The organism is Caballeronia sp. SBC1 (genome assembly GCF_011493005.1).
Classification (GTDB): domain Bacteria; phylum Pseudomonadota; class Gammaproteobacteria; order Burkholderiales; family Burkholderiaceae; genus Caballeronia.
Genome location: NZ_CP049158.1, coordinates 1401932 through 1426069 on the forward strand (window position 1 = coordinate 1401932; position 24138 = coordinate 1426069).

23 protein-coding genes are annotated in these 24138 nt (G+C 60.3%); 11 read left to right on the forward strand and 12 right to left on the reverse strand.

Annotation, left to right across the window (positions count from 1 at the left end; genetic code table 11):
• Nucleotides 1-21: 21 nt before the first annotated feature.
• Nucleotides 22-1413 (reverse strand): PLP-dependent aminotransferase family protein, encoded by a 1392-nt coding sequence (locus SBC1_RS33095; RefSeq protein WP_165104530.1) that lies wholly within the window; start codon nucleotides 1411-1413, stop codon nucleotides 22-24.
• 422 nt (nucleotides 1414-1835) lie between these two features.
• On the opposite strand from SBC1_RS33095, the gene SBC1_RS33100 reads away from it, so the two are divergent.
• From SBC1_RS33100 to SBC1_RS33135, 8 genes are read left to right on the forward strand one after another with little or no spacing between them, the layout of a single operon-like run.
• A complete protein-coding gene (locus tag SBC1_RS33100; protein WP_056365868.1) occupies nucleotides 1836-2318 on the forward strand; it encodes an MSMEG_0572/Sll0783 family nitrogen starvation response protein in 483 nt (160 codons plus the stop codon).
• A 35-nt stretch (nucleotides 2319-2353) separates the two neighbouring features.
• Nucleotides 2354-3367, forward strand: a complete 1014-nt coding sequence (locus tag SBC1_RS33105) for a Nit6803 family nitrilase (RefSeq protein WP_165104531.1) — start codon at nucleotides 2354-2356, stop codon at nucleotides 3365-3367.
• On the forward strand, nucleotides 3360-4436 hold the full coding sequence (locus SBC1_RS33110) for an MSMEG_0568 family radical SAM protein (protein ID WP_165104936.1): 1077 nt from the start codon (nucleotides 3360-3362) through the stop codon (nucleotides 4434-4436). The genes SBC1_RS33105 and SBC1_RS33110 overlap by 8 nt, the downstream gene beginning before the upstream one ends.
• A gap of 2 nt (nucleotides 4437-4438) precedes the next feature.
• The gene (locus tag SBC1_RS33115) at nucleotides 4439-4999 is read left to right on the forward strand and encodes an MSMEG_0567/Sll0786 family nitrogen starvation N-acetyltransferase (RefSeq protein WP_241202314.1); all 561 of its coding nucleotides are present in this window, start codon (nucleotides 4439-4441) and stop codon (nucleotides 4997-4999) included.
• Complete coding sequence (locus SBC1_RS33120) at nucleotides 4996-5967, forward strand: sll0787 family AIR synthase-like protein (RefSeq protein WP_165104533.1); 972 nt, start codon at nucleotides 4996-4998, stop codon at nucleotides 5965-5967. Before SBC1_RS33115 ends, SBC1_RS33120 begins: the two co-directional genes overlap by 4 nt.
• Before the next feature lie 11 nt (nucleotides 5968-5978).
• Nucleotides 5979-7160 carry an MSMEG_0565 family glycosyltransferase gene (locus SBC1_RS33125; RefSeq protein WP_165104534.1) on the forward strand — a complete coding sequence of 394 codons (1182 nt, stop codon included), beginning with the start codon at nucleotides 5979-5981 and terminating at the stop codon, nucleotides 7158-7160.
• Nucleotides 7161-7169: 9 nt separating this feature from the next.
• A complete protein-coding gene (locus SBC1_RS33130; protein ID WP_165104535.1) occupies nucleotides 7170-7454 on the forward strand; it encodes an MSMEG_0570 family nitrogen starvation response protein in 285 nt (94 codons plus the stop codon).
• A gap of 26 nt (nucleotides 7455-7480) precedes the next feature.
• Nucleotides 7481-8761, forward strand: a complete 1281-nt coding sequence (locus tag SBC1_RS33135) for an MSMEG_0569 family flavin-dependent oxidoreductase (protein ID WP_165104536.1) — start codon at nucleotides 7481-7483, stop codon at nucleotides 8759-8761.
• Between the two features lie 57 nt (nucleotides 8762-8818).
• Here SBC1_RS33135 and hydA read toward each other — a convergent pair whose 3' ends face one another.
• From hydA to SBC1_RS33160, 5 genes are all read right to left on the reverse strand, one after another.
• Nucleotides 8819-10297 carry a dihydropyrimidinase gene (hydA, locus tag SBC1_RS33140; RefSeq protein ID WP_165104537.1) on the reverse strand — a complete coding sequence of 493 codons (1479 nt, stop codon included), beginning with the start codon at nucleotides 10295-10297 and terminating at the stop codon, nucleotides 8819-8821.
• 77 nt (nucleotides 10298-10374) lie between these two features.
• Nucleotides 10375-11883 (reverse strand): NCS1 family nucleobase:cation symporter-1, encoded by a 1509-nt coding sequence (locus SBC1_RS33145; RefSeq protein WP_165104538.1) that lies wholly within the window; start codon nucleotides 11881-11883, stop codon nucleotides 10375-10377.
• 122 nt (nucleotides 11884-12005) lie between these two features.
• On the reverse strand, nucleotides 12006-13298 hold the full coding sequence (gene preA, locus SBC1_RS33150; protein WP_165104539.1) for an NAD-dependent dihydropyrimidine dehydrogenase subunit PreA: 1293 nt from the start codon (nucleotides 13296-13298) through the stop codon (nucleotides 12006-12008).
• Nucleotides 13299-13331: 33 nt separating this feature from the next.
• Nucleotides 13332-14669 carry an NAD(P)-dependent oxidoreductase gene (locus SBC1_RS33155; protein WP_165104540.1) on the reverse strand — a complete coding sequence of 446 codons (1338 nt, stop codon included), beginning with the start codon at nucleotides 14667-14669 and terminating at the stop codon, nucleotides 13332-13334.
• Nucleotides 14670-14728: 59 nt separating this feature from the next.
• Entirely contained in the window at nucleotides 14729-15988 is a 1260-nt protein-coding gene (locus tag SBC1_RS33160; RefSeq protein WP_165104541.1) for a Zn-dependent hydrolase, read from the reverse strand.
• A 332-nt stretch (nucleotides 15989-16320) separates the two neighbouring features.
• Here SBC1_RS33160 and SBC1_RS33165 point away from each other — a divergent pair, with 332 nt between their 5' ends.
• Nucleotides 16321-17055 carry a TetR/AcrR family transcriptional regulator gene (locus SBC1_RS33165; protein ID WP_371826765.1) on the forward strand — a complete coding sequence of 245 codons (735 nt, stop codon included), beginning with the start codon at nucleotides 16321-16323 and terminating at the stop codon, nucleotides 17053-17055.
• A gap of 217 nt (nucleotides 17056-17272) precedes the next feature.
• Here the strand turns inward: SBC1_RS33165 and SBC1_RS33170 are convergent, their stop codons facing one another.
• The 6 genes from SBC1_RS33170 to SBC1_RS33195 all read right to left on the reverse strand — a co-directional run bounded on the left by SBC1_RS33170 (nucleotide 17273) and on the right by SBC1_RS33195 (nucleotide 21431).
• Entirely contained in the window at nucleotides 17273-17605 is a 333-nt protein-coding gene (locus tag SBC1_RS33170; RefSeq protein WP_165104543.1) for a DUF4148 domain-containing protein, read from the reverse strand.
• Nucleotides 17606-17953: 348 nt separating this feature from the next.
• A complete protein-coding gene (gene hutC, locus SBC1_RS33175) occupies nucleotides 17954-18649 on the reverse strand; it encodes a histidine utilization repressor (RefSeq protein ID WP_165104544.1) in 696 nt (231 codons plus the stop codon).
• A gap of 20 nt (nucleotides 18650-18669) precedes the next feature.
• Complete coding sequence (gene hutH, locus SBC1_RS33180; RefSeq protein WP_165104545.1) at nucleotides 18670-20205, reverse strand: histidine ammonia-lyase; 1536 nt, start codon at nucleotides 20203-20205, stop codon at nucleotides 18670-18672.
• Between the two features lie 120 nt (nucleotides 20206-20325).
• Nucleotides 20326-20796, reverse strand: a complete 471-nt coding sequence (locus tag SBC1_RS33185) for a GNAT family N-acetyltransferase (RefSeq protein ID WP_165104546.1) — start codon at nucleotides 20794-20796, stop codon at nucleotides 20326-20328.
• 19 nt (nucleotides 20797-20815) lie between these two features.
• Complete coding sequence (gene crcB / locus SBC1_RS33190) at nucleotides 20816-21193, reverse strand: fluoride efflux transporter CrcB (protein WP_165104547.1); 378 nt, start codon at nucleotides 21191-21193, stop codon at nucleotides 20816-20818.
• A 16-nt stretch (nucleotides 21194-21209) separates the two neighbouring features.
• A complete protein-coding gene (locus SBC1_RS33195) occupies nucleotides 21210-21431 on the reverse strand; it encodes a hypothetical protein (RefSeq protein ID WP_165104548.1) in 222 nt (73 codons plus the stop codon).
• A gap of 174 nt (nucleotides 21432-21605) precedes the next feature.
• On the opposite strand from SBC1_RS33195, the gene SBC1_RS33200 reads away from it, so the two are divergent.
• Nucleotides 21606-22949, forward strand: coding sequence for a mechanosensitive ion channel family protein (locus SBC1_RS33200; protein ID WP_165104549.1), 1344 nt, complete (start codon nucleotides 21606-21608; stop codon nucleotides 22947-22949).
• 159 nt (nucleotides 22950-23108) lie between these two features.
• Nucleotides 23109-24137, forward strand: coding sequence for a LysR family transcriptional regulator (locus SBC1_RS33205; RefSeq protein WP_165104550.1), 1029 nt, complete (start codon nucleotides 23109-23111; stop codon nucleotides 24135-24137).
• Nucleotide 24138: the final 1 nt, after the last annotated feature.

Below are 24138 nucleotides of genomic sequence, written 5' to 3' on the forward strand. Positions count from 1 at the left end.
GAACGCGGACAACTTAAGACCCTACATCACGGGCAAATGAAGATGATGAGGATGTTCGACGGTGTCTGCAATCAGACTGAGCGCGTCTTCGCATTCATCAAGATTCTTCGGGCCGCCAAGGCATACGCGAATGGCTTCGGGCGGATTGCCATCGGTCGCGAAAGCCGCCGCTGACACCGCGCCAATCCCTTGCGAACGCAACTGCAATGCAAGTTCCGAAGCATTCCATCCGCACTCCGCCGGGATGGGCATCCACAAATGGAAACCGGCCGGATCGGCGTCGAACTTCCAGTGCGATAACACTCGCGCGGCCAGCTCCTGACGCGCCGCGGACTCCGTACGAATCGCGTCGAGCATGAGGTCTGCTGTACCGTCGCCGACCCACTGCGTCGCCATCAGCACGGTAAAGGGGCTAGCCATTACCGTCGTCGCGCGCAGCGCTCCGGCAAGATGCTGGGAGCGCCGGGCGGACGGCGCACGAATGTAAGCAACGCGCAGACCAGCGCCAAAACTCTTGGAGAACCCCGTGACGTAATAAGTCAGGTCGGGGGCCAATGCAGCCAGCGCATCGGGGGCCTGGACCGGTAACATGCCATACGCATCGTCTTCGATAATAGGCACGCTGTACCTTAGCGCGACATCGGCAAGCGCCTCACGCCGCTTCGACGACAGCGTCACCGTGCTCGGATTCTGGATCGTAGGATTGCAATAGAACGCGCTGGGCTTATCACTCTTGCATAGCGCTTCGAACGAGTGAGCAAGCGGGCCGTCGTCATCTCGTGCCAGCGCCTGCAAACGCACGCCAAGTTGCGCCGCAATCGCCTTGATGCCCGGATACGCCAGCGTATCGAGGCAAATGGTCCCGCCCGGCCGCGCAAGCTGCGATACGAGCGCCACCAACGCGCTGTGAATGCCGGGACAGACGAGGACCTTGTCTTCATCGCAATCGTCGAAACGACGCTTCAGCCATTTCGTTCCGGCAGCACGATCGTCAGCAGTGCCACCGAAATCCTGATACCTCAGCAGCCGATACGGATCCGTAGCCGAAAACAACCGCGCTGCTGAATCGCGCAAGCGTGCGGCGAGTTCGGCCGGCTCAGGCGGCATGTTCATGGTCATCTCGACACTACTGCCGCCGGACAGCGGCAGCGTTGCGGTCCGGCCGCGTACGAATGTGCCGCTGCCGGCCCGCGAGTCGAGCAACCCTCTTTTGCGCGCTTCCGTGTAGGCCCGCGCCACGGTCGTGTAGTTGAGCTGCAGTTCATCGGCCAGCTCACGCAGGCCCGGCAGTCTATCCCGCGGACGCAAGCGCCCGCTCGCCAGATCTTCCTCAATTAACTCGGGAATCAGCAAATAAGCCGGCTTGCGGCTTTCTGTCAGCTTCCTGATCCAGTGATGAGTAAGACTGGCCATGAAACACTCTCGATTAAATACGGTTAAAAAACGATAGCACGCCCGCGACCCGAAAAAATAAATTGATCGCATTAAGTGCCACAAGTGATCGTATGGAGAATCCAGTAAATCGAGGGTCAATGCACATATCCGGTGTTTATTGCACCAGACCGGCGCAACAGCACCAGGGCGATCACGCCACGCTGGTGCAGACCCACCGCCCTGTCGGGCCTGAGGCCAATCCCTGAAGGGCTCATCAGGATCGTTATCAAAAAAATTCACGGCTTCACGCGCAATGATCGTTTGAATGATCGGATATTGATTGCATTAACGCGCTCATTGAATGGCACATCCGTTGCATTAACAGATTCGTATGCCGCAGTTCGTCGTCGAGTTGAAAATCCGGCGCCACTGATTAACTTTTCCATTTACCGGAGATTAGAATGCCTGCCGTCAATATCCCGATGCACAAGAAAGGCGATTACCTTGTCGATTATGAAGAGAAGGTGTTTGAAGACGTCAAGGCCGCGCCGGGCGAAAAGGCGCTGGTGACATTCCACACGGTCGCGTTTGAAGGTTCCATCGGCTTCGTCAACTTGCTGCAAGCCACCCGGCTGCTGCGCAAAGGCTTCGAAACCTCGGTGCTGCTGTATGGGCCGGGCGTAACGCTCGGGCTGCAACGCGGCTTTCCGACTCTCGGCGACGAAGCGTTTCCGGGCCATCTGAACTTCAACAAGCAGATCCAGAAGTTCATGGAGGAAGGCGGCAAGGTCTATGCATGCCGCTTTGCGCTGCAAGCGTTGTATGGCCAGGGAGAAGCGTCGCTGATCGAAGGCATCAAGCCAATCAGCCCGCTCGACGTGCTCGACATCCAGTTGCTGCATCGGAAAGACGGCGCGCTGATCATCAACACCTGGACTGTCTGACGCAGGTCCGAAGCCTCTCATCACACGGAACGACCATGCCCGACAAGAGAATTGTCCGCGCCGCCGCGGTCCAGATAGCACCGGACCTCGCACGGCCCGGTGGCACCCTCGAGAAAGTCCTCGGAACGATCGACGATGCTGCACGCCAGGGCGTTCAACTCATCGTCTTCCCCGAGACGTTCCTGCCTTACTACCCGTACTTTTCTTTCGTGCGGGCGCCGGTGGCATCGGGTGCCGAACACATGCGTCTCTACGACGAAGCCGTAGTCGTTCCCGGTCCGGTGACGCACGCGGTGGCGGAGCGGGCGCTGCGGCACGGCATGGTCGTCGTGCTCGGCGTGAACGAGCGCGATCACGGCAGCTTATATAACGCACAACTGATCTTTAATACTGACGGCGAGCTGCTGCTCAAACGCCGCAAGATCACGCCGACGTTTCACGAACGGATGATCTGGGGCATGGGCGACGCGGCCGGCCTGAAGGTAGCGGAAACCAGCATCGGCCGAGTGGGTGCGCTCGCATGCTGGGAGCACTACAACCCGCTCGCGCGTTATGCGCTGATGACCCAGCACGAAGAGATTCATTGCAGCCAGTTTCCGGGCTCGCTGGTCGGTCCCATCTTTGGCGAACAGATTGAGGTGACCATCCGGCATCACGCACTGGAATCCGGCTGCTTCGTGATCAATTCCACGGGCTGGCTGACCGAACCGCAGATCGAGTCGATCACGAAAGATCCCGGCCTGCAGAAGGCGCTTCGCGGCGGCTGCAACACGGCGATCATCTCGCCCGAAGGCCAGCACCTGGCCCCGCCGCTGCGCGAGGGCGAAGGATTGGTGATTGCTGACCTGGATATGTCGCTGATCACTAAACGCAAACGCATGATGGATTCGGTTGGCCATTACGCGCGGCCCGAATTGCTGAGCCTCGCGATCAACGACCGGCCGGCAGTCACGTCGGCACCCATGAACAGCTTCTCACCTTCAACCGGGGGATTGCACCTTGAACGCGAACGAGACCTTGTCGGCCGTGAGCCGGCAATTGATGACTGAACTGCAATCGGCGGGCTTGCGTCTCGCCGATCCGGACGCGGGTCTCAGCGTGGCCAGCCGTCGCGGCGGCGCGGGTCCGTCCGATCACAAGGCGGTCACCATCGACGGCGTGACCATCATGGTGCCTGTGCATACGAACACCGCTTGGCACTCGCCGTTCGTGGCATCCGCACCCGACGCCCACGGCAGCAGCGCGTTGTTACGCGGCTCGATCCCCATCGCAAACATCAGCTTCCCGAAGGCGCCGCGTTTCTACGCCATGCAGACCTTCGACGGCGTGCCCTACTCGCACATCGCTACGCTGCATGGTTCGGACGTGCTTGCCACGACCGTGCTGCAAACCTGCATCCGGTACGAAAGCCGCAAGAAGACCTGCAAGTTCTGCGCTATCGGGCAATCGCTTGCGGCCGGCAGGACGATCGCCCGCAAGACGCCCGAGCAATTAGCGGAAGTCGCGCGCGCAGCCGTGTTGCTCGATGGCGTCAAGCATATGGTCCTGACCACCGGCACCCCGCCGACGAAGGATCGTGGTGCGCGGATCCTGTGCGAAAGCGCGTTCGCGATCAAGGCCGCAGTCGACCTGCCGATCCAGGCGCAATGCGAACCACCCGACGACGACAAGTGGTTCGAGCGCATGCGTGCAAGCGGCATCGATACGCTTGGCATGCATGTCGAAGTAGTCACGCCCGCGCTGCGTGAACAGCTCATGCCGGGTAAGGCGAGCGTACCCATCTCGCGCTACATGGAAGCCTTCAGGGCGGCCGTGGCGGTCTTTGGCCGGGGGCAGGTGAGCACCTACATCCTCGCGGGTCTCGGCGACACTGCCGAAGCCATTCTCTCTATCTCGCGCGAGCTGGTGGATCTCGGCGTGTATCCGTTCGTGGTCCCGTTCGTGCCGATCAGCGGCACGCCGCTCGAGGATCATCCCGCACCCTCGCCGGAGTTCATGAAGTCGGTCTTGCAGCCACTCGGCGCGATGGTGTCGGCGGGCGGCATGCGCTCCGCCGATATCAAGGCGGGCTGCGGCAAATGCGGCGCGTGTTCGTCGTTATCATCCTACGAGGTCTGATCATGCTCGCCGATACCGAAGATCTTGCAAGGCTCTACACCCCCGCTAGCTTCACGATCAAGTGGACCACGCTGCCGTGGGAAGCGAACGAAGCGTATAAGCTGCGGCGGGCGGTGTTCTGCATCGAGCAGGGGATTTTTATCGGCGATGACCGCGATGAAATCGATGAACGCGCGCAACTGCTCGTGGCGGTGAGTTGTGTTGGCGGAATGCCTGAGCAGGTGGTCGGCACGGTGCGCATTCACGAGGGTGAAGTTGGTGTATGGACCGGCTCGCGGCTCGCCGTGCATGCTGCGTTTCGGCGGCATGGCAAGATTGGCGCAACACTGATCAAGCTGGCGGTCAGCAGCGCGCACGCGCTTGGCTGCACGACTTTCCTCGCCCATGTGCAAAGCCAGAACGCGCCGTTGTTTCATGCGCTGCACTGGACCACGCTCTCTGAAGAACTCATGCATGGCCGGCCGCATCATCTGATGCAGGCGGACCTCGCGTTCTACCCGCCTTGTGCGACACCGCGAAGCGGTTTCACCACGCAGCATTCGCCCGCGCGGATCGCGTCATGACGGTGGCCGACCTCGTCGCCGCGTTAAGGGAAACGCGCGGCTTTCGCCACAAGACCGATATCGCGGGCGTGATGTCGACGCTTGCCCGGCATTTGCCGCGTGGCGCTTCCATCGACTCAAAAGCGGTCACCATAGGCGACGACTGCGCGGCCATTGCCGACGGGGACTCTCACCTGCTGTTCGCCATCGAAGGGCTGGTCAGCGACTTCGTGCGCGACATGCCCTGGTTCGCAGGCTACAGCAGCGTGATGGTTAACGTCAGCGATATCTACGCTATGGGCGGCCGCCCGATCGCTGTCGTCGACGCACTCTGGAGCGACGGTCTGGGCGCGGCTGAAGACGTGCTGGCGGGTATGGCGGCGGCATCGACCGCCTACGGCGTGCCGATAGTCGGCGGCCATAGCAATACACGCAGCGATCAGGCTCAACTTGCCGTTGCCATTCTCGGACGCGCGAACACACTGCTGTCCAGTTTCAATGCTCGCCCCGGCGACAGCCTGATGATGGCGGTCGATTTACGTGGCGCGTTTGAAGATCCGTATCCGTTCTGGAATGCATCGGTCGGCGCACCCTCCGCGCGCTTGCGTGCCGACCTTGAGTTGTTGCCGATGCTCGCCGAAAGCGGTCTCTGCGATGCCGCCAAGGACATCAGCATGGCCGGCACGCTCGGCACCGCGCTGATGCTGCTCGAATGCTCCGGCGTGGGCGCCAGCATCGATCTTTCGCGTCTGCCCGCACCGCCTGCACACGATCGTCTGCGCTGGTTAAGCGCGTTTCCCAGCTTCGGCTTCGTGATGTCCGTGCGTAAAGAACACACAGATCAGGTAGCGCAGTTGTTCGTTGAACGTGAGCTGGCGTGCGCGGTGATTGGTACGGTCGATGCCTCGCGCAAAGTGGTGCTGCACGAAGGTGGCCAATCGGCGGAGTTGTGGAACTTCGACGACGACGCGTTCATCGTCGGAAGCTAACGGAGCCTGACATGACCTCCACTGCGGCGCCTCGTTTAATGCGGATTGCCCTCACCACGCACTCGGTGAATCCGCGCGGTGGTGTGGTGCACGCGCTGGAACTCGCGAGCGCGCTTGTTGACGAAGGCCACGACGTGACGCTCTTCGCGCCGGCAGCGGCCGGAGAATCGCTCTTCCGGGAGCCGCCATGCCGCGTGATTCTCGCTACCATCGAAGGCCCGCAACACAACACAGTCGCACTCGTCGACGCGCGGCTGCGCGCGCTCAAAGCCTGCATCAAAGCCTGCGATCCACGAAGTTTCGACGTGCTGCACGCGCAAGACAGCATCAGCGGAAACGCGCTTGCCGAGTTGGCCGCTGAAGCTGAAATAGCAGGTTTTGTACGGACCGTTCATCACCTGGATCACTTCGACAACCCGCGCCTCGCCGCCTGGCAAACCCGTGCATGGCGGGATGCAGACCGTGTGCTGTGCGTGAGTGAAGTATGGACGCGCGAGATGCGCGAAAAGTACGGGATAACAGCAGCGACGGTGCCGAACGGCGTCGATCTTAAACGCTATTCGACCCAGCGGACGCATCACGATGAACGATTACGGCAGCGTCTTGGAATTGATGGCAGCGGACCGGTCGTACTGGCAGTCGGTGGCATTGAAGCGCGCAAGAACACGCTCCGCCTGCTCGATGCGTTCGCGGAACTGGTCAAACATCATCCGCACGCGTGTCTGGTGATCGCGGGCGGTGCAAGCCTGCTCGATCACGACGCTTACGCCCGAGCCTTCATGGATCGCGTGGCGGGGTTCAAGCTGTCGCAAGCGGTGAGCGTTACCGGTCCGCTTGATGACGCCGACATGCCTGCGCTTTTTCGTTGTGCCGATGTCCTCGCCATGGTCTCGCTGCGCGAAGGTTTCGGCCTGGTCGTCCTCGAAGCGCTTGCATGCGGCACGCCGGTCGTGGCGTCGAACATTGCGCCGTTCACCGAATACCTGGACAACTCGCTGTGCTGCTGGGCCACGCCCACCGATCCAGCGTCAATAGCTGACGCGCTCGAACGTGTGATCGATGGCCGGCATCCAACCGACTTCAATCATGCCGTGCCCGCGCTGCTCGATCGCATGAGCTGGCAGGCATCGGCAAGAAAGCACCTCGACATTTACAGCGCCTTGCTTGCAAGCCGCTCTCTTCCAACCCTTTAGGAACCCGTCATGCCGGTCATGCATTTTCTAATCCAGTGGCCCGATAACAGCGAAGAAAACTGCTATTCGCCATCGCAAGTGGTCAGCGATTTCTTCACGCCGGGTGAGGATTATCCGCTCCAGGACTTCGTCTTGCGCGCCCGTGAAGCGCTGAACATTGCCTCGGAACGCGTGCGCGAAAAGTACGGCTTTGCATGCTCGGCGGCAATGGACCAGCTCGCGCAGATTGAAGTCGAAGCCGAACGCTTTCTCGGTGAACCGGACGCGAAAGTCCGGGTCATCGCGCTCGTCTGAGCGCCACTCTTTCGAAAGGACGAATCATGTCGCAAACATCGGGCAACGCGACGCACGCCAGCGTCATTGTGGTGGGTGGCGGTCAGGCAGGATTGTCTGTCAGCTATTACCTGAAGCAAGCGGGTATCGATCATCTCGTGCTGGAAAAAAACACGGTGACGCATACGTGGCGCACGCAACGCTGGGATGCGTTTTGCCTGGTCACGCCGAACTGGCAATGTGCACTGCCCGGCTACCCCTACACCGGCGACGATCCGCATGGCTTCATGAAGAAGGACGAGATCATCGAGTATCTCGATGGCTTCATCAGGACGGTCGATGCGCCGGTGGTCGAGCACGTGGAGGTGCAGCGGGTCACACGTAATAGCGAAGGCGGCTTCGGTGTATCCACCGATCAGGGGCGGTTCACGGCGGACCAGGTCGTGGTAGCGTCAGGCGGTTATCACACGCCAATCGTGCCACGCATGGCAGAACGCCTGCCGCGTTCCATTAAACAAATCCAGTCGTCGGAATATCGCAACCCGCAGGCTTTGCCCGAAGGCGCGGTACTAGTGGTCGGATCGGGCCAATCGGGCGCGCAGATCGCGGAAGACCTGCATCTGGCCGGACGCAAGGTAATTCTCGCCGTAGGCGAAGCGCCGCGTTGCGCGCGCTTTTACAGAGGACGCGACGTGGTCGACTGGCTCGCTGACATGAAGTATTACGACATGCCGGTCGATCAGCATCCACTGCGTGAAGGCGTACGCGACAACACCAATCACTATGTGACCGGGCGTGATGGTGGCCGTGATATTGATTTTCGCAAGTTCGCGGCCGAGGGCATGGAACTGTACGGGCGGCTTCAGGATCTGCAGGACGGTGTACTTCATTTCGCCCCCAACCTGAGGGAGAATCTCGACAGCGCGGACAAGACCTTCAACGGCATCAACGCGGGAATCGATGCGTACATTGAAAAGAATGGAATCGAAGCCCCGCCAGGATCGCGCTATGAGCCCGTTTGGTCGCCTGCGGAAGAACGCACCACGCTCGATCTGCAAGCGAGCGGAATAGGCTCGATCGTGTGGTGCATCGGCTTCACGCCGGACTTTAGCTGGCTCGATGCGCCAATTTTCAACGGCTGCGGTTATCCTGCGCACACGCGTGGCCTGACCCCGCTGGACGGTCTCTATTTTGTCGGCTTGCCGTGGCTGCATACGTGGGGATCGGGCCGCTTTTCTGGCGTTGCCCGGGACGCCGCGCATGTTGTGGAGAGGATCCGCGCGTGCCGGGAAGCGAAAGCGCCGGCGCGCGATGAAGCGACCGTCTGAACAGACAAAGGCCCCGCATTCCAGGCTAAGAACACGGGGCCTTCATTGAAACAAACCTCAAGCCGCCTTCACGACCTTGTCACCCTCGCGATGGATCGGATGCGGCTCTTTCAAATGGTTGGCAATCCGCGTCGCATCGAAATAAGCGCCGTTCGGCGGACGCTTCAGATACTGCCCCGCGCCCTTGACCGCGCGCAGGTCGCCGTCCGCCCATGCAAGCGCGCCACGCGTCAGCGTATGAGTCGCCACGCCCTGCACGGTCATGCCTTCGAACACGTTGAAATCCACCTTCTGGTGATGGGTCTTGACCGAGATTGTCCTGGTCGCGGCCGGATCCCACACCACGATGTCGGCATCCGCCCCCACCTGGATCGCACCCTTGCGTGGGAACAGATTAAAAATCTGCGCGGCGTTGGTCGAGGTCACGCGTACGAACTCGTTTGGCGTCAAGCGTCCTTTGTTCACGCCGTGGTGCCAGAGGATCGACATGCGGTCTTCCACCCCGCCGCAACCGTTGGGGATGCGCGTGAAGTCCTCGCGGCCCATCGCTTTCTGCGATGCACAAAATACGCAGTGGTCAGTCGCCGTGGTGTGCAGTTGCCCCGATTGCAGACCACGCCACAACGCCTCGCGATGCTCGCTCGTACGAAACGGCGGGCTCATCACATGCGCTGCGGCACGAGTCCAGTCGGGATCGCTATACACGGATTCATCGATCACCAGATGCCCCGGCAGCACTTCCGCGAACACGCGTTGACCTTCACTGCGTGCACGCGTGATGACATCGACGGCATCTTTCGACGACACATGCACGATATAGACGGGCACGCCCAGCACCTGCGCGATCCTGATCGCGCGGTTCGCCGCCTCGCCCTCCACTTCAGGCGGCCGCGACAACGGATGTGCTTCAGGTCCCGTGAAGCCTTTCGCAAGTAATTGCTTCTGAAGCTGGAACACGAGTTCGCCGTTCTCGGCATGCACAGTGGGCAACGCGCCCAGTTCGAGTGAACGGGTGAAGCTGTTCACGAGGACTTCATCGTCGGCCATGATGGCGTTTTTATACGCCATGAAGTGCTTGAAACTCGACACGCCATAGTCATGCACCAGCGTGCCCATGTCGCGATGCACAGACTCGTCCCACCACGTCACCGCCACGTGAAAACCGTAGTCGGCCGACGCCTTCTCCGCCCAGCCGCGCCACAAGTGAAACGCTTCCATCAGCGGTTGCTTCGGACTTGGAATCACGAAATCGATAATGCTCGTCGTGCCGCCCGACAACCCTGCCGCCGTCCCCGTATAGAAGTCGTCGCTCGCCGTGGTGCCCATGAACGGCAGCTCCATGTGCGTGTGTGGATCGATACCACCGGGCATCACATACTGGCCCGATGCATCGACCGTTTCGGTACCCGCCGGTACGTCGAGATCGAGGCCGATCTGCAGGATCGTGCCGCCGTCCTTCGGGTCTGCGCACAACACGTCCGCTCGATAAGTACGGTCCGCGTCAATCACCGTGCCGCCGCGAATCAGGATCGTCATCTTGCTGTCTCCATGTCGACCAGAGTTGGCGCTTTAGCGGCTTACTCTGGTCCCACTCAATGTGGTTGCTATAAATACTACGCGCTGGCAATCCGCGCCGTCGGGCGCTTGCCCATCTTCATCCATGCGCCATAAACAATCGATGCGAGCGCAAGGCCCACGAACCATGCATAGGTGTAAAGCGTGTTGAAGAATGCGGGTACGTTGGGAAACGCTCCTGGAAATGCCGTGTGCAGGAAGCCGGGCAAGTTGGGCAATACACCCACGAGCAACGCGACCACCGCTGCCATGTTCCAGCCACCCGTGTAGCTGTATTCGCCATTCTCGTTGAAGAGTTCGCGCGTGTTCAGGCGCGTGCCGCGGATCAGGAAGTAGTCGACCATGAGAATACCCGCCACCGGTCCGAGCAGCGCCGAGTAACCCACGAGCCACGTGAAAATGTAGCCCTGGGTAGTAGCTAAAATCTTCCACGGCATCATCACAATAGCAATGAACGCGGTAATCATTCCGCCCACGCGATACGAAATCCCCTTCGGCCAGAGACTCGAAAAGTCATAAGCCGGACCCACGAGGTTAGCGGCCAGATTACAGCTCATGGTGTCGAGCGTCAGGATGACCAGCGCCACGCCCACGCCAATGCCCGTCATGCGGCTGGTCAGGTCGATAGGATCCCAGATCGCCTTGCCATAGATCACCACGGTAGCTGAGGTCACCACCACCGAGATGACGGACAGCAGCGCCATGGGTGCCGGCAGACCGATCGATTGCCCGATGATCTGATCCTTCTGCGAGCGCGCAAAACGCGTGAAGTCCGGAATGTTCAACGCAAGCGTGGCCCAGAACCCGACCATGGCCGTGAGACCCGGCCAGAAGGTGGCCCAGAACATTCCCTCCTTCTTGCCGCCAGCGACGAACTGCGACGGCTGCGCGAGCATGGAGCCAAGACCGCCCGCCTTCGAGGTCGCCCACCACACCAGCGCGAGGCACATCACCACCTTGATCGGCGCGGACCAGCTTTCGAGGAAACGAATGGAGTCCGTACCGCGCAAGATGAAATAAACCTGGATCAGCCAGAAGAACAGGAAACACGCCAGTTGCCCGAGCGTGATGTCCAGGAAAGGCAGCGGCGTACCGGGCGTCGAGTTACCGGTGAGGATATTCAGGAGCGTATGGATCGCACTGCCGCCGAGCCATGTCTGGATTCCGTACCATCCGCATGCAACGATCGCTCGCAACAACGCCGGCAACCTCGCGCCTTTCGTACCGAACGATGAGCGCACCAGCACGGCGTACGGAATGCCATGCTTCGCACCTGCATGACCGACCAGCAGCATGGGCACGAGCACGATCATGTTGCCGAGCAACACGGTCAGCACCGCCTGCCACGGCGACATGCCTTCCTCCGTGAGCCCGGCCGCGAGCATGTACGACGCAATATTCATCACCATGCCGACCCACAGCGCGGCAAAGTGATACCACTTCCACGTCCGCTGCGCGGCCGTGGTTGGCGCCAGGTCGTCGTTATATAGACTACCGCTGGCGCCGGCCGCGAACTGCGGGTCGACGGAATGCGCTGTCTTCTTCATCAGGTTGATCTCCTCAAGATCGTTGCGGTCCGCGCCCGCGGATCAGGCTGCGATTCCAGTCCGGGCGTCGGCCGTCGGGGGACGTCAGTGACATGCGCTACTTTTTATACGGGTTCTCAACTCTATGCGGCCTTCACGCTTTCTTCAACGTCGGCGTCCACGCGTGCCGGATTGTTCGGATGGGTCGTCCAGTTCGCATATTCGCCGGCATCCACGCGTTCCATCGTGATGCATTGCTCGACCGGGCACACATGCATGCATAAATTGCACCCGACGCATTCCGAATCGATGACTTCGAAATGCCGCTTGCCGTCCTTCTCGCGCATGATCGCCTGATGCGCCGTATCTTCGCAAGCGATGTGACACAGGCCGCACTCAATGCACTTGTCCTGGTCGATGCGCGCCTTGATGTCGTACTTCAGATTCAAATACTTCCAGTCAGTCACATTCTGCACCGCCCGTCCGCGGATATCGTCGAGCGTGGCATAGCCTTTTTCGTCCATCCAGTTCGAAAGACCGTCCGCGAGATCGGAGACTATGCGAAAGCCATAGTGCATGACGGCTGTACAAACCTGCACGTTGCCTGCGCCCAGAACCATGAACTCGGCCGCATCGCGCCATGACGAAATACCGCCAATGCCGGAGATCGGCAGATCAGGCGTTTCCACGTCCCGCGCAATCTCCGCCACCATGTTCAGCGCGATCGGTTTTACCGCCGGGCCGCAGTATCCACCATGCGTACCCTTGCCGTCGACTGTCGGCATCGGTGCCATGAGGTCCAGGTCTACCGCGACTATCGAATTGATGGTGTTGATCAGGGACACCGCGTCCGCGCCGCCTTTGTAAGCCGCGCGTGCGCTGGTGCGGATATCGCTGATATTCGGTGTCAGCTTGACGATGCACGGCAGCTTCGTGCCTTCCTTCACCCAGCGCGTGACCATCTCCACGTATTCGGGCACCTGACCGACCGCCGCGCCCATGCCGCGCTCGCTCATGCCGTGCGGGCAACCGAAATTCAGTTCTACGCCATCGGCGCCGGTGTCCTCCACCAACGGCAAGATCCACTTCCAGTCGCGCTCGTTGCACGGCACCATCAGCGAGACGATCATCGCGCGATCGGGCCAGTCGCGCTTGACCTGGGAGATCTCCTTCAGGTTGATGTCGAGCGGCCGGTCGGTGATCAGTTCAATATTGTTCAGCCCTGCGATGCGCTGGCCGTTCCACTGAACCGCGCCATAACGCGAACTCACGTTCACCACATGCGGGTCGAGCCCGAGGGTTTTCCATACAACGCCGCCCCAACCCGCTTCGAAGGCGCGATTGACGTTGTAGGCTTTATCGGTGGGCGGTGCTGATGCGAGCCAAAAAGGATTCGGCGAGTTGATGCCGGCAAACGTATTGCGAAGATCGGCCATGACTTGGCTCCCGTATTATCGTAGGGGTGTTTTTTATGCGGCCTTGATGGCCGTTGCCGCAAAGAACGCATGGATGGACTCGGCGGCAATCTTGCCGTCCTGTACCGCCTGCACGGTCAGGTCAAGGCCACCTGTGGCCGCGCAATCGCCGCCGGCCCAGACGTTATCGAGCGAAGTGCGGCCGTTCGAATCCACCGCGATACGGCTGCCGTCGAGCGTGAGCATGTCAGTTTCCAGGCCGTCGGGCGCGAGCGTCTGACCGATCGCCTTCAGCACCATGTCGGCTTCAATGACGAAGCGCTCGCCTTGCGGGTTTTCGAATTCGACGCCCGTAACCTGGCCATCTGCATCGGTCAAACGCACGGGCTTCGCATGCGTGACGATCGTCACGCCGTTGACCTGCGCGAACTCGCGTTCGGCCCACGTTGCGCCCATGTTCTCTACACCCCGCCGGTACACCATCGTGACCGTTTCGGCACCCAGCTTGCGGCTTTGCACCGCTGCATCGATGGCCGTGTTGCCGCCGCCGATCACCACCACGCGACGCCCCACGGGCACGCTCGCAAGAGCATCCGCCTGACGCACCTGCTCGATGAAATCAACCGCGTTGTACACGCCCTGCAGCGTCTCACCCTCTAATTCAAGCGCGCGCACACCGCCCAGGCCAATGGCGAGAAACACGGCGTCATGCTGCTTTCGCAAGTCGCTCAGCGTCACGTCACGACCGAGCATCACGTCGTTCTTCACTTCGATACCACCTACCGAATACAACCACTCCACTTCGCGTTGAGCGAAATCGTCGACCACCTTGTATGCCGCGATGCCGTATTCGTTCAGGCCGCCGGGCTTGGGCCGGGCGTCGAAGAGCGTGACCCGGTGGCCATCGATTGCAAGGCGATGCGCACACGCCAGTCCCGCTGGACCCGCGCCAATCACGGCCACATGACGTCCCGTATCCGCCGCACGCTTGAAGAGCGGCTCGCCGCGTGCCATTGCCCAGTCGGTAGCGTGACGCTGCAATGCACCTATCTGAACTGGTTTGTCATCCTGATGATTTCTTACGCAGGCCCCTTCGCAAAGAATTTCAGTTGGACATACGCGTGCGCATGCGCCGCCTAGAGGATTGGCCGACAAGATATCCATTGCCGCGCCCTTCATGTTGCCGTTACCTATCTTGCGGATGAAGCTGGGAATATCTATTTTTGTGGGGCACGCGTTGATGCACGGTGCGTCGTAGCAGTAGTGGCAACGGCTCGACGCTGCAGCCGCCGCAGTGGGATCGAGTAACGGCGCCACATCTGAAAACTGACACGACAGTTGCTCTTGCGACAGCCGGTTCGATGCAATGTCGCCAATGTGCTTCATGGTCATACACGTTCCTTCTTCAAAGTGAGGAAGCGAATGGTCTTTCGACTAAAGCCAATCCAGGCTTAACGGCCCGCGCGTTCGAGCATGGCGTGAAGCAGCACGTTTGCGCCTGCCTCGATCCATTCCTCGGAGGCATCTTCGATCTCGTTATGACTGATCCCATCGACACAAGGCACGAAGACCATTGACGTGGGCGCGACCCTCGAGAGGTAACACGCGTCGTGTCCTGCGCCCGAGACGATGTCCCGATGCGCATAACCAAAGCGTTCGGCGGCTGCGCGCACGGACTTCACGCATGCGGCGTCGAAGGCGATAGGTGCGTAATAGAAGATCTGTTCAAGCTGCGTTTCGAGCCCTCCGGCGCTCGCGATCTTCTCCACGCCCGCACGCAATGCGGCGTCCATTTTTGCGAGCACGGCGTCGTCGGGATGCCGGAAATCGACGGTAAAAAACACGCGACCTGGGATCACGTTGCGCGAATTCGGATGCACCTGCATCATGCCGACCGTCGCGCACGCCAGCGGCGCATTATCGAGCCCGATGCGGTTCACCAACTCGACCACACGCGATGCTCCGAGCAACGCATCGCGACGACGCGGCATGGGCGTAGGACCCGCATGCGCGTCCTGACCGGTCAGCGTGATCTCGTACCAGCGCTGCCCTTGCGCGTCGGTGACCACGCCGATTGTCATGTTTTCCGCTTCGAGAATCGGCCCTTGTTCAATGTGCAGTTCGAACGCTGCGTGCAGCTTGCGACCGCCGCACGGCTCATCACCCGCATAACCAATACGCTTGAGTTCCTCGCCAATTGTCTTGCCATCCACGTCCTTGCGGGACAACCCGTAGTCGAGCGTGAACTCGCCGGCAAACACGCCAGACGCGACCATGGCAGGCGCGAAACGCGAGCCTTCCTCGTTGGTCCAGATCACGACTTCCACCGGGTGTTCGGTCTCGATGCCACGATCATTCAGCGAGCGAATCACTTCGATGCCGCCCAGGATGCCGTAGATGCCATCGAAGCGGCCGCCGGTGGGCTGCGAGTCTGCATGCGAGCCGGTCACAACCGGCGCGGCGTCTGCATTGCGCCCGGCACGGCGCATGAACACGTTGCCCATCTGGTCCACCTTGACCGTGCAACCCGCTTCCTTCGCCCAACTGACGATCAGGTCGCGTCCTTCGCGATCGAGATCAGTGAGCGCAAGCCGGCATACGCCACCCTTTTGCGTCGCGCCAATTTTCGCCATCGTCATGAGACTGTCCCAAAGACGTTCGCCGTTGACTCTGATCGACGTATCCAGCGCTGAATCGGTCACCGCGTCCATTTCGCGTTCTCCTTGCTTGTTGCTCGATTTAGGGTTTTGACTGATACGAATCTGGTGCATCGGCGTCGGCTTTTGGGGCGCTGGCGCACGGTAGCGGTGCAACATTTATCCGCTCACTTCATCCGCTTCGTAGCGGCGAATCCGTCTCGATCCGTCGCCTTCCAAATCCTGTCCAACTGGACAGGTTGTAGCCGATTAATATTTGCAAATCAACGTCTTTCGAGGTTTTCGATTAGAGTAAAAGCATAGCGAGAAGCGTGCCATTGCAATGCAGCAAAGTCTTGAAAAAGCGAAACGACAGGCTATGCAGCGGTGGCGTCAAAGCGCATAGAATGAGGCGCGATCAAGATGGAAAAGGCGCACAGCGCCACGCAAGGAAAACAATGAGAGATGACGAAGCGACAGCCGAGGCGACGAAAAACGATGTTGCGCCCGTTCCATTGCGGCGGCGCAAGGCACATATTCGTGAGACCAATGAAGCGCATCTCTTAGCGTGCGCCGAGGCTGTGTTCGCCGAGCGCGGACTCGAAGGCGCGAGTACCGCGATGATCGCGGAACGTGCAGGCTTGCCGAAAGCTAACCTGCATTATTACTTTCCGACCAAGCTGGCGCTTTATCGACGCGTGCTTGAGGATTTGTTCGAAGACTGGCATCGTGCGGCGGACACCTTCGAGTCCAGCGATGACCCGGTCGAAGCAATTGGCGGCTACGTGCGTACGAAAATGGAATTGTCGAGGCGGCGTCCGCTCGGCTCGAAGGTGTGGGCAAGCGAGATCATTCACGGCGCGGTCCACATGCAGGACATCTTGAACGAGCGCGTCAAGCCGTGGCTTGAAACGCGAGTGATCGTGATCGATGGATGGATTGCCCGAGGTTTGCTCGCTCCCACCGACGCGCAGACGCTGATGTTCATGATCTGGGCCACGACGCAGCACTACGCAGATTTTGATGCCCAGATCCGGGCGCTGAAAGGCAAACGCGCGCTTTCACAGAAGGGCTTTGATGCGTCCACGGAGGAAGTGGTCAAGCTCGTGATTCGTGCATGTGGAGCGAAGTCACCGGAGTGACGCAGCGCTCACGTTAATCAGTCTGATCTTGTCAAGCCGACGCATCACGCGGCTAAAGCAACCTCTGATCTGAACGAAAAAAAACTCGCCGGCCGCGTTCATGCGGAGGGCGAGTTTTTCATTTGGCGCTGCGCCCGAAAGAACAAACCACTATTCAATCGAGTCTTGCGCCGGACCTGATCGAGCCAGGCCCACTTCACATTTGCTCAGCGTCGGCTTAGTGACCGAAGAACACCGAACCGGGAGCGTTTTGCGCCGGTACAGCCAAGCTACGCACGCCCGCTGCCGAGGTGCCGCTGGTCGAAGGACCATATGCCGTTGCTGCCTGACCGTCTTGCGCATTCACACGAGCTTGAGCTGCCTGGATGTTCGCCGGGTAGTCGATCTGGTCGCCAGCCGGGTTGTACCCTGCCTTTTCCAGTTGAACCAGTTGCGCCTTCACTTCAGCACGCGTCAGCGGACCGTTGTTGTCAGTGCTTTGCGCAAACGCGAACGTCGGAGCTGCCAATGCCGACACGATAACAACTGCGGGAATAAGTGACTTGAACATGGTGAAACCTCCAGTATTTTGTATGTGGTCTCGAAACAATCTCAGAGGGATGTAAGCGGTTTCTGAATTTGTTTCGGATGTAAGAAGTCTATGCTTCGGAACCTTGAGGGAAAACCCTTATTTAGGCGAAACATCATTGTTGAAAGCGCAATAATCGCGCCGAAATGGCCGGCAAGGCGGAATTGAGGAAGGTATTTCGGAATTTATTGCTGAATAAAGCGCGAGCGCGCCTTTGAATTCGGGGAATCGCTGGCGCTACAGTGCGCTGTATTGCGGTTTCCACAAGAATTCAACCGAACCTGGGGAGGGTCCGGTGCGAGTGTCAGGCTGAAAAGGGCCTGAAAGGGTCTAGAAATGACCCGTGAATTGATATCGATCGCCGGGATGCCAGAGGTTCGCCACCGACGCCACCGCGTCCCGCGACCACGTCCGCCTATGCAGCATGAGACACGGCTCGCCGGGTTTCATCGATAGTGCGAGGCCCGTGCTCTCATCGGGAAGCGCCGCTTCAATCCGATATTCAACCCGCTGCAAAGGCGCCGCGACCATCAGGTACTGATTCGGCGTGATCTTGGTGAAATCCTGGCGCGCATATTCCGGTGCGAGCGCGGGGTTGACCCAGCGCTCTTCCAACTGGATCGGCAAGTCGTTTTCGAAGTGCAGCACCCGCGAATGAAACACCGGGCTGCCCTCGGTGAGCTGCATTTCCAGCGCGAGACGTTCGTCCAGTACGGACGCACCCAAATGCATCACTTCTGCCCGATGCACATGACCGCGTCCGGTGATTTCGTCGGAGATACTGCGAATTTCCACGAGCGTCGACGCATATTTCGGCTGCGCCACGAACGTGCCCGCGCCCTGCACACGTGTCAGGATCTGCTCGGCGGTCAGTTCGCGCAGCGCGCGATTGACCGTCATGCGCGCGACTTTGAACTCGCGCGCCAGTTCGTTTTCGGAAGGCACCTGATCGCCTTCCTTCCACTCCCCCGCATGAATGCGCGTGAGAATGTGATCCTTGATTTCCTGATACGCGGGCGTGCTCATGCTGGGCGTGTGGCGTCCGGTTAAACGTGCGATTGAACTTCCGAAACAAACGACAGCGGGCAATGTTTCGCAATATCGCCGCTGACCACCTGCTTCGCGATCGCCTCGATATCCGGTGCGAAATAGTGATCGAGATCGTAATGCGCGACTTCCGAGCGCAGCGTCTTCATCACTTCGGCGAGGCGCGGGCTGGTTTGATGCGGCGCGCGCAGATCGACGCCTTGCGCCGCCGCCAGCAATTCGATGGCGAGAATATGCGCTACATTTTCCGCAATATAACCGAGCTTGCGGGCAGCGAACGTTGCCATGGAGACGTGGTCTTCCTGATTCGCCGATGTGGGCAATGAGTCAACCGATGCCGGATGCGCATAGGTCTTGTTCTCCGATGCCAACGCCGCTGCAGTCACATGAGCGATCATGAAGCCCGAATTTACACCGCCATCGCGAACTAGAAACGGCGGCAAACCGGACAAGGTCGCATCGATCAGCAACGCGATCCGGCGCTCCGCCAACGCACCAATTTCCGCAGCGGCAATAGCGAGGTTATCGGCGGCGAACGCAACGGGTTCTGCGTGGAAATTGCCGCCTGATAGCACTTCGCCGGTGTCCGGGAAGATCAGTGGATTGTCTGACACGGCATTCGCTTCGATCAGCAAGACATCGGCTGCATGGCGCATCTGGTCGAGGCACGCACCCATGACTTGCGGCTGGCAACGCAGGCTGTACGGGTCCTGAACCTTGTCGCAATCCTGATGCGACAAGTTGATCCCGGAACCTTCCAGCAAGGTGCGATACGCCGCAGCCGCATCAATCTGGCCGGCGTGACCGCGCAGCGAATGAATGCGGGCATCGAAGGGAACGACGGAACCCATTGCCGCGTCCACCGACAGCGCGCCCGACACCAGTCCCGTGCGGTACAGGTCTTCTATAGCGAACATGTTGTACAACGCCAGCGCCGTGGAAGCCTGCGTGCCGTTAAGCAGCGCGAGTCCTTCCTTGGCCTGAAGCGTCATCGGTTCGAGGCCAGCAACACGCAAACCGTCCAGCGCACTCGCCCGTTCACCGCGGATGGTGACTTCGCCGATACCGAGCAACGCCGTCGACATATGCGCGAGCGGCGCCAGATCGCCGGATGCGCCCACCGAACCCTTGACCGGGATAACTGGCAGGACATCGGCGTTGAACAGCGTGATGAGCGCGTTGATCACCTCGCGGCGGATGCCCGAATGCCCACGTCCCAGACTCGACACCTTCAACGCGATCAGCAAACGCACGACCGGGCGCGACATGGGTTCGCCCACGCCCACCGCATGCGACAACACCAGATTGCGCTGCAACAGTTCAAGCTGATCGGCGGGAATGTGGGTGCTCGCCAGACGGCCGAAACCCGTGTTGATGCCGTAGGCCGGCTCGCCTTTGGCGGCAATGTCGGCAACGGTTTGCGCGGAAGCGTCGATGGCCGCGAAGCTGGCCGGATCGAGGGTTAACGCGTCGGAGCCGCGGGCGATCTGGCGCAGGTGCGCCAGCGTGAGGTGGCCGGGGGTCAATTTGATCATCGCAAGTCCTGTCTATACAAGTTGCGGCCCAGTCTAAACAAACAAATCGCCTAAAACAAGGCATGAAAACACCTAATTGGCGTTTTCAGGGACCGGCCGGACTATTTTTCGTTCAGTTGTCTATACAGCGCTGAATCGTTTCTCCATCCGGAAGTTCGTGAGCCGTTGGCCGCGCAGCGCCACATCCTGCGAGCGGACAACCTGAAAGCCGTGCTTCTCGAAGAACGGCCGGGCGGTGATGCTCGCGTCAGTATTGAGGACCGCGAGCCCTCGCACACGCGCCGCATTTTCCACCGTATCAAGCAGCGCGCTCGCCACGCCCCTGCGCTGGCTGGCCGGATCGACGAACAACATGTCGATGTGCCCGTTGCTCTCAAGATCGGTGAAACCCGCGATTACATCGTCGATCAGCGCGACCCAGGTAGGCCGGTCAAGCCGGCGACGCGACCAGACTTCGCGATCCGCTTGCGCCCACGCCGCGATCTGCCCCGCATCGTAGTCGCGCGACGCCACCTCGCGCACCGAGCGCAGAAACACACTTATGACCGCGTCCAGATCGGCGGCTTCATAACGCCGGATGACGGGTTGCATCGACGAGTGCACGGGTGCTTCAGCGCGTAAGCGAAACCGTCGCAATGCCCAGGATGGTCATCACAACCGAGGCCGTCACGTGGATCGCGATTTCGCCCGCAGCCCAACCGTAGCGCCCTTGCTGCAGATGCGCGACAACTTCAGCCGAGAACGTCGAGAAGGTGGACAGGCCGCCCATCAAGCCGGTAATGACGAACAGCCGCCATTCCATCGATACCCCGGGGAAGCGCGCGAACCACGCCACCGCCACGCCGATCACATAACCTGCAATAACGTTCGCAGCCAGCGTCCCGAGCGGGAGATTGGGGAACAACGCGTTCAGGCGCAGGCCGAGGACCCATCGAAACAGGGAACCGAGCGCGCCGCCAATACCTACAGCCAGAATCGACAGATACATGAGCGAAGGCAGATGATCAGAGAGAAACGAGCGTCAGGCGCTCGACGAGCTGGTCACGGCTCGCCGCGACGACCGTCTCGCCGGACTTTGAAAGCCGCGCAATCCACGTGCCGTCGCGCCGCTGCTCCCACCCGCCGCATTCATGGCCGTCCAGCAGCAGGGAGCCGCGGATGACCAGTTGGGGATCGGAGGGATCGAGAACGGTGTCGTCGTTATGTTCCAGCTTGACGGTTCGCATAGGCGTTGCGCTCGCGCGCGGGAGGATTCACGAAGGCCTCATCATAATGGAGCGCACGAAGAACCCAGTAGAGAAAGCAACAATGGGCGAAAGCACATCACCGCCTTTCATGCACAATACGGGTCGCTCCGTTTGTAGTGGTCAAGTTCGCCATTTATGTTCCACACTGCCCGCATGAATCTGAATCTGGACGACCTGATAGACAGTGTTGCAGACACCGTGCAGCAGCATTACCCCACGCACCACTGGGCCCAATTCGCGCTCGGCATGCTCATGCTCGTTCTGGCCGCGCTGTTCGCGCAGTGGGTGGTCGCGCGCATCGTGCTGTATTTCGCGCACCGCCTGCTCGTGCTGACCGAACGCGAAGCCTGGGACAAGGCGCTCGCCCGGCATCGCGCGTATCACCAGCTTTGGTACGCCGTGCCGTTCGCGGCGGTGGCGATCGGTATTGGCGAGGTGCCGCATATTGGTCATCTTGCGGACGTGATCGAGCGGCTCGCGCACGCTGGCGCATGGGTCTGCGTCTTCTTCGCAATGGGCGGCGCGCTCAGCGCATGGCAAGACGTGTACGCGGCCAGCATGCAGGCGCAGACACGCTCAATCAAGGGCTACATCCAGATCGGCAAGCTCGCGCTCGCGTTGATCTGCGGCGTGCTCGTGCTGTCTATCGTGATCGACCGCTCGCCGCTCTGGATGTTGTCCGGGCTCGGCGCGCTGTCGGCTGTCCTGCTGCTTGTGTTCAAGGACACGTTGTTGTCGTTGGTGGCGAGCACGCAGCTCACATCGAATGACATGCTGCGCATAGGCGACTGGATCGAGATGCCGCAATCCAACGCCGATGGTTTCGTCAAAGACATCGCGCTGCACACCGTGAAGGTGCAGAACTGGGACAACACGGTGACCACTGTGCCCACCTACAAGCTGTTCTCAGAGAGTTATAGAAACTATCGGCAGATGTTCGAATCGGGCGGGCGGCGCATCAAGCGCACGCTGCGAATAGATGCCACGTGTGTGCGTTTTCTCACCGATGAAGAAACCGCGCGCCTCAAGCAATTCCGCTTGCTGCACGACTATCTGGAAGAAAAGCAGCTCGAAGTCGCACAGGCAAACAAGAATCTCGGCGAGCTCGCCAGCGAGCCGGCCAACCGGCGGCGGCTGACGAACATTGGCACCTTCCGCGCATATGGGCTCGCGTATCTGCAACGACATCCGGAGATCAGGCAGGACATGTCGATGATGGTGCGAATGATGGAACCGCAATCGGAAGGTATTCCCATTGAAGTCTATTGTTTCACCGCCGTCACCGCATGGGCGCAATACGAACGCATCCAGGGCGATGTGTTCGACCACCTGCTGTCCATCCTGCCGGAGATGGGCCTGCGGCTTTATCAGGCGCCGTCGGGCACGGACATGACCGGACTGGTGAGCGGGTTGATGACTGGAGGGGGTGCAGGGAACGCAAGCGCTATTGGCGGTGCGGACAGCGGCCGTTTGCGCGGCGAGTTGCCCACGCTCTAGCTGGAGAAGCAGGCAAGAATCTGCGACTTTTATGTATTCACGCGAACCGTCCTGATGCCTAAAGTGTGAACCTCGGTGCGAACCTTGCCGGCATTCCTTCCGCATCACCCGAAGGTGCGCGCCGGTCATCGCACTCATCGCTTCTACAGGAAAACTCCCGTGACCGATCGCGTTCATGCCATGCGTGTTTTCATCCGCGTCGTCGATACCAACAGCTTCTCGCGCGCTGCCGAATCTCTGGGCATGCCGCGTGCAAGCGTCTCCACGACTATTCAACAACTCGAGGCGCTGCTCGGCGTGCAACTGCTCGCACGCACCACGCGGCGTCTCAATCTCACAGCCGAAGGGGCCGAGTGTTACGAGCGCTGCGTGCGCATTCTTGCGGATATCGACGATCTGGAAGCAGGCTTTCACGGCCGCGACGAGCGGCTGCGCGGCCGTCTGCGCATCGAGTTGCCCGATACAGTCGCCACCGCGCTGGTCGTACCCGCGTTGCCTGATTTCCACGCGCGTTATCCGCATATCGAATTGTCGATCGGCATCTGCAATCGCGCCGTCGATCTGGTCGGAGAAGGGGTGGACTGCAGCGTGCAACTTGGCGAATTGCCCGATTCCGGGCTGATCGCAAGGCGGCTCGGCAGCTTTGAGCACGTGACGTGCGCCACGCCCGCGTATCTGGAAGCGCACGGCACGCCGAAAACACTCGACGAACTCGCGCAGCACATTGCGGTGAACTGCGTGTCGCCTCGTACGGGCCGGCCGTGTGATTTCGACTTCGAAGTGGATGGCGAAGCGGTGACCGTGAAAATGGCGGGGTTTGTACAAGTCACCGACGAACACGCCTATCTCGCGTGCGGCCTGCAAGGGCTCGGGCTGATTCAGCCGCCGCGCATTGCCGCATTGCCGTACCTGCGTTCCGGGCAATTGCGCGAGGTGCTGCCGCAATGGAAGTCGATGCCGATGAATGTGTCAGTGGCATTCGTCAAGAGCCGGCAAGCGGCGCCGAGGGTCAGCGCATTCGTGGACTGGCTCGCGGAATTGTTCGAGCGCTCGCAGGAAATGGACGATACGCTCACGCGCCTGTTCCGCACGGCCCGCCGCCCCGTTTCCGCGCCCGCAAAGGCTGCGGCGCCAGCGCACTCAGCCCGCGACGAAGACGCGCACGAGGAAACCGCCAGCGAGTCATGAG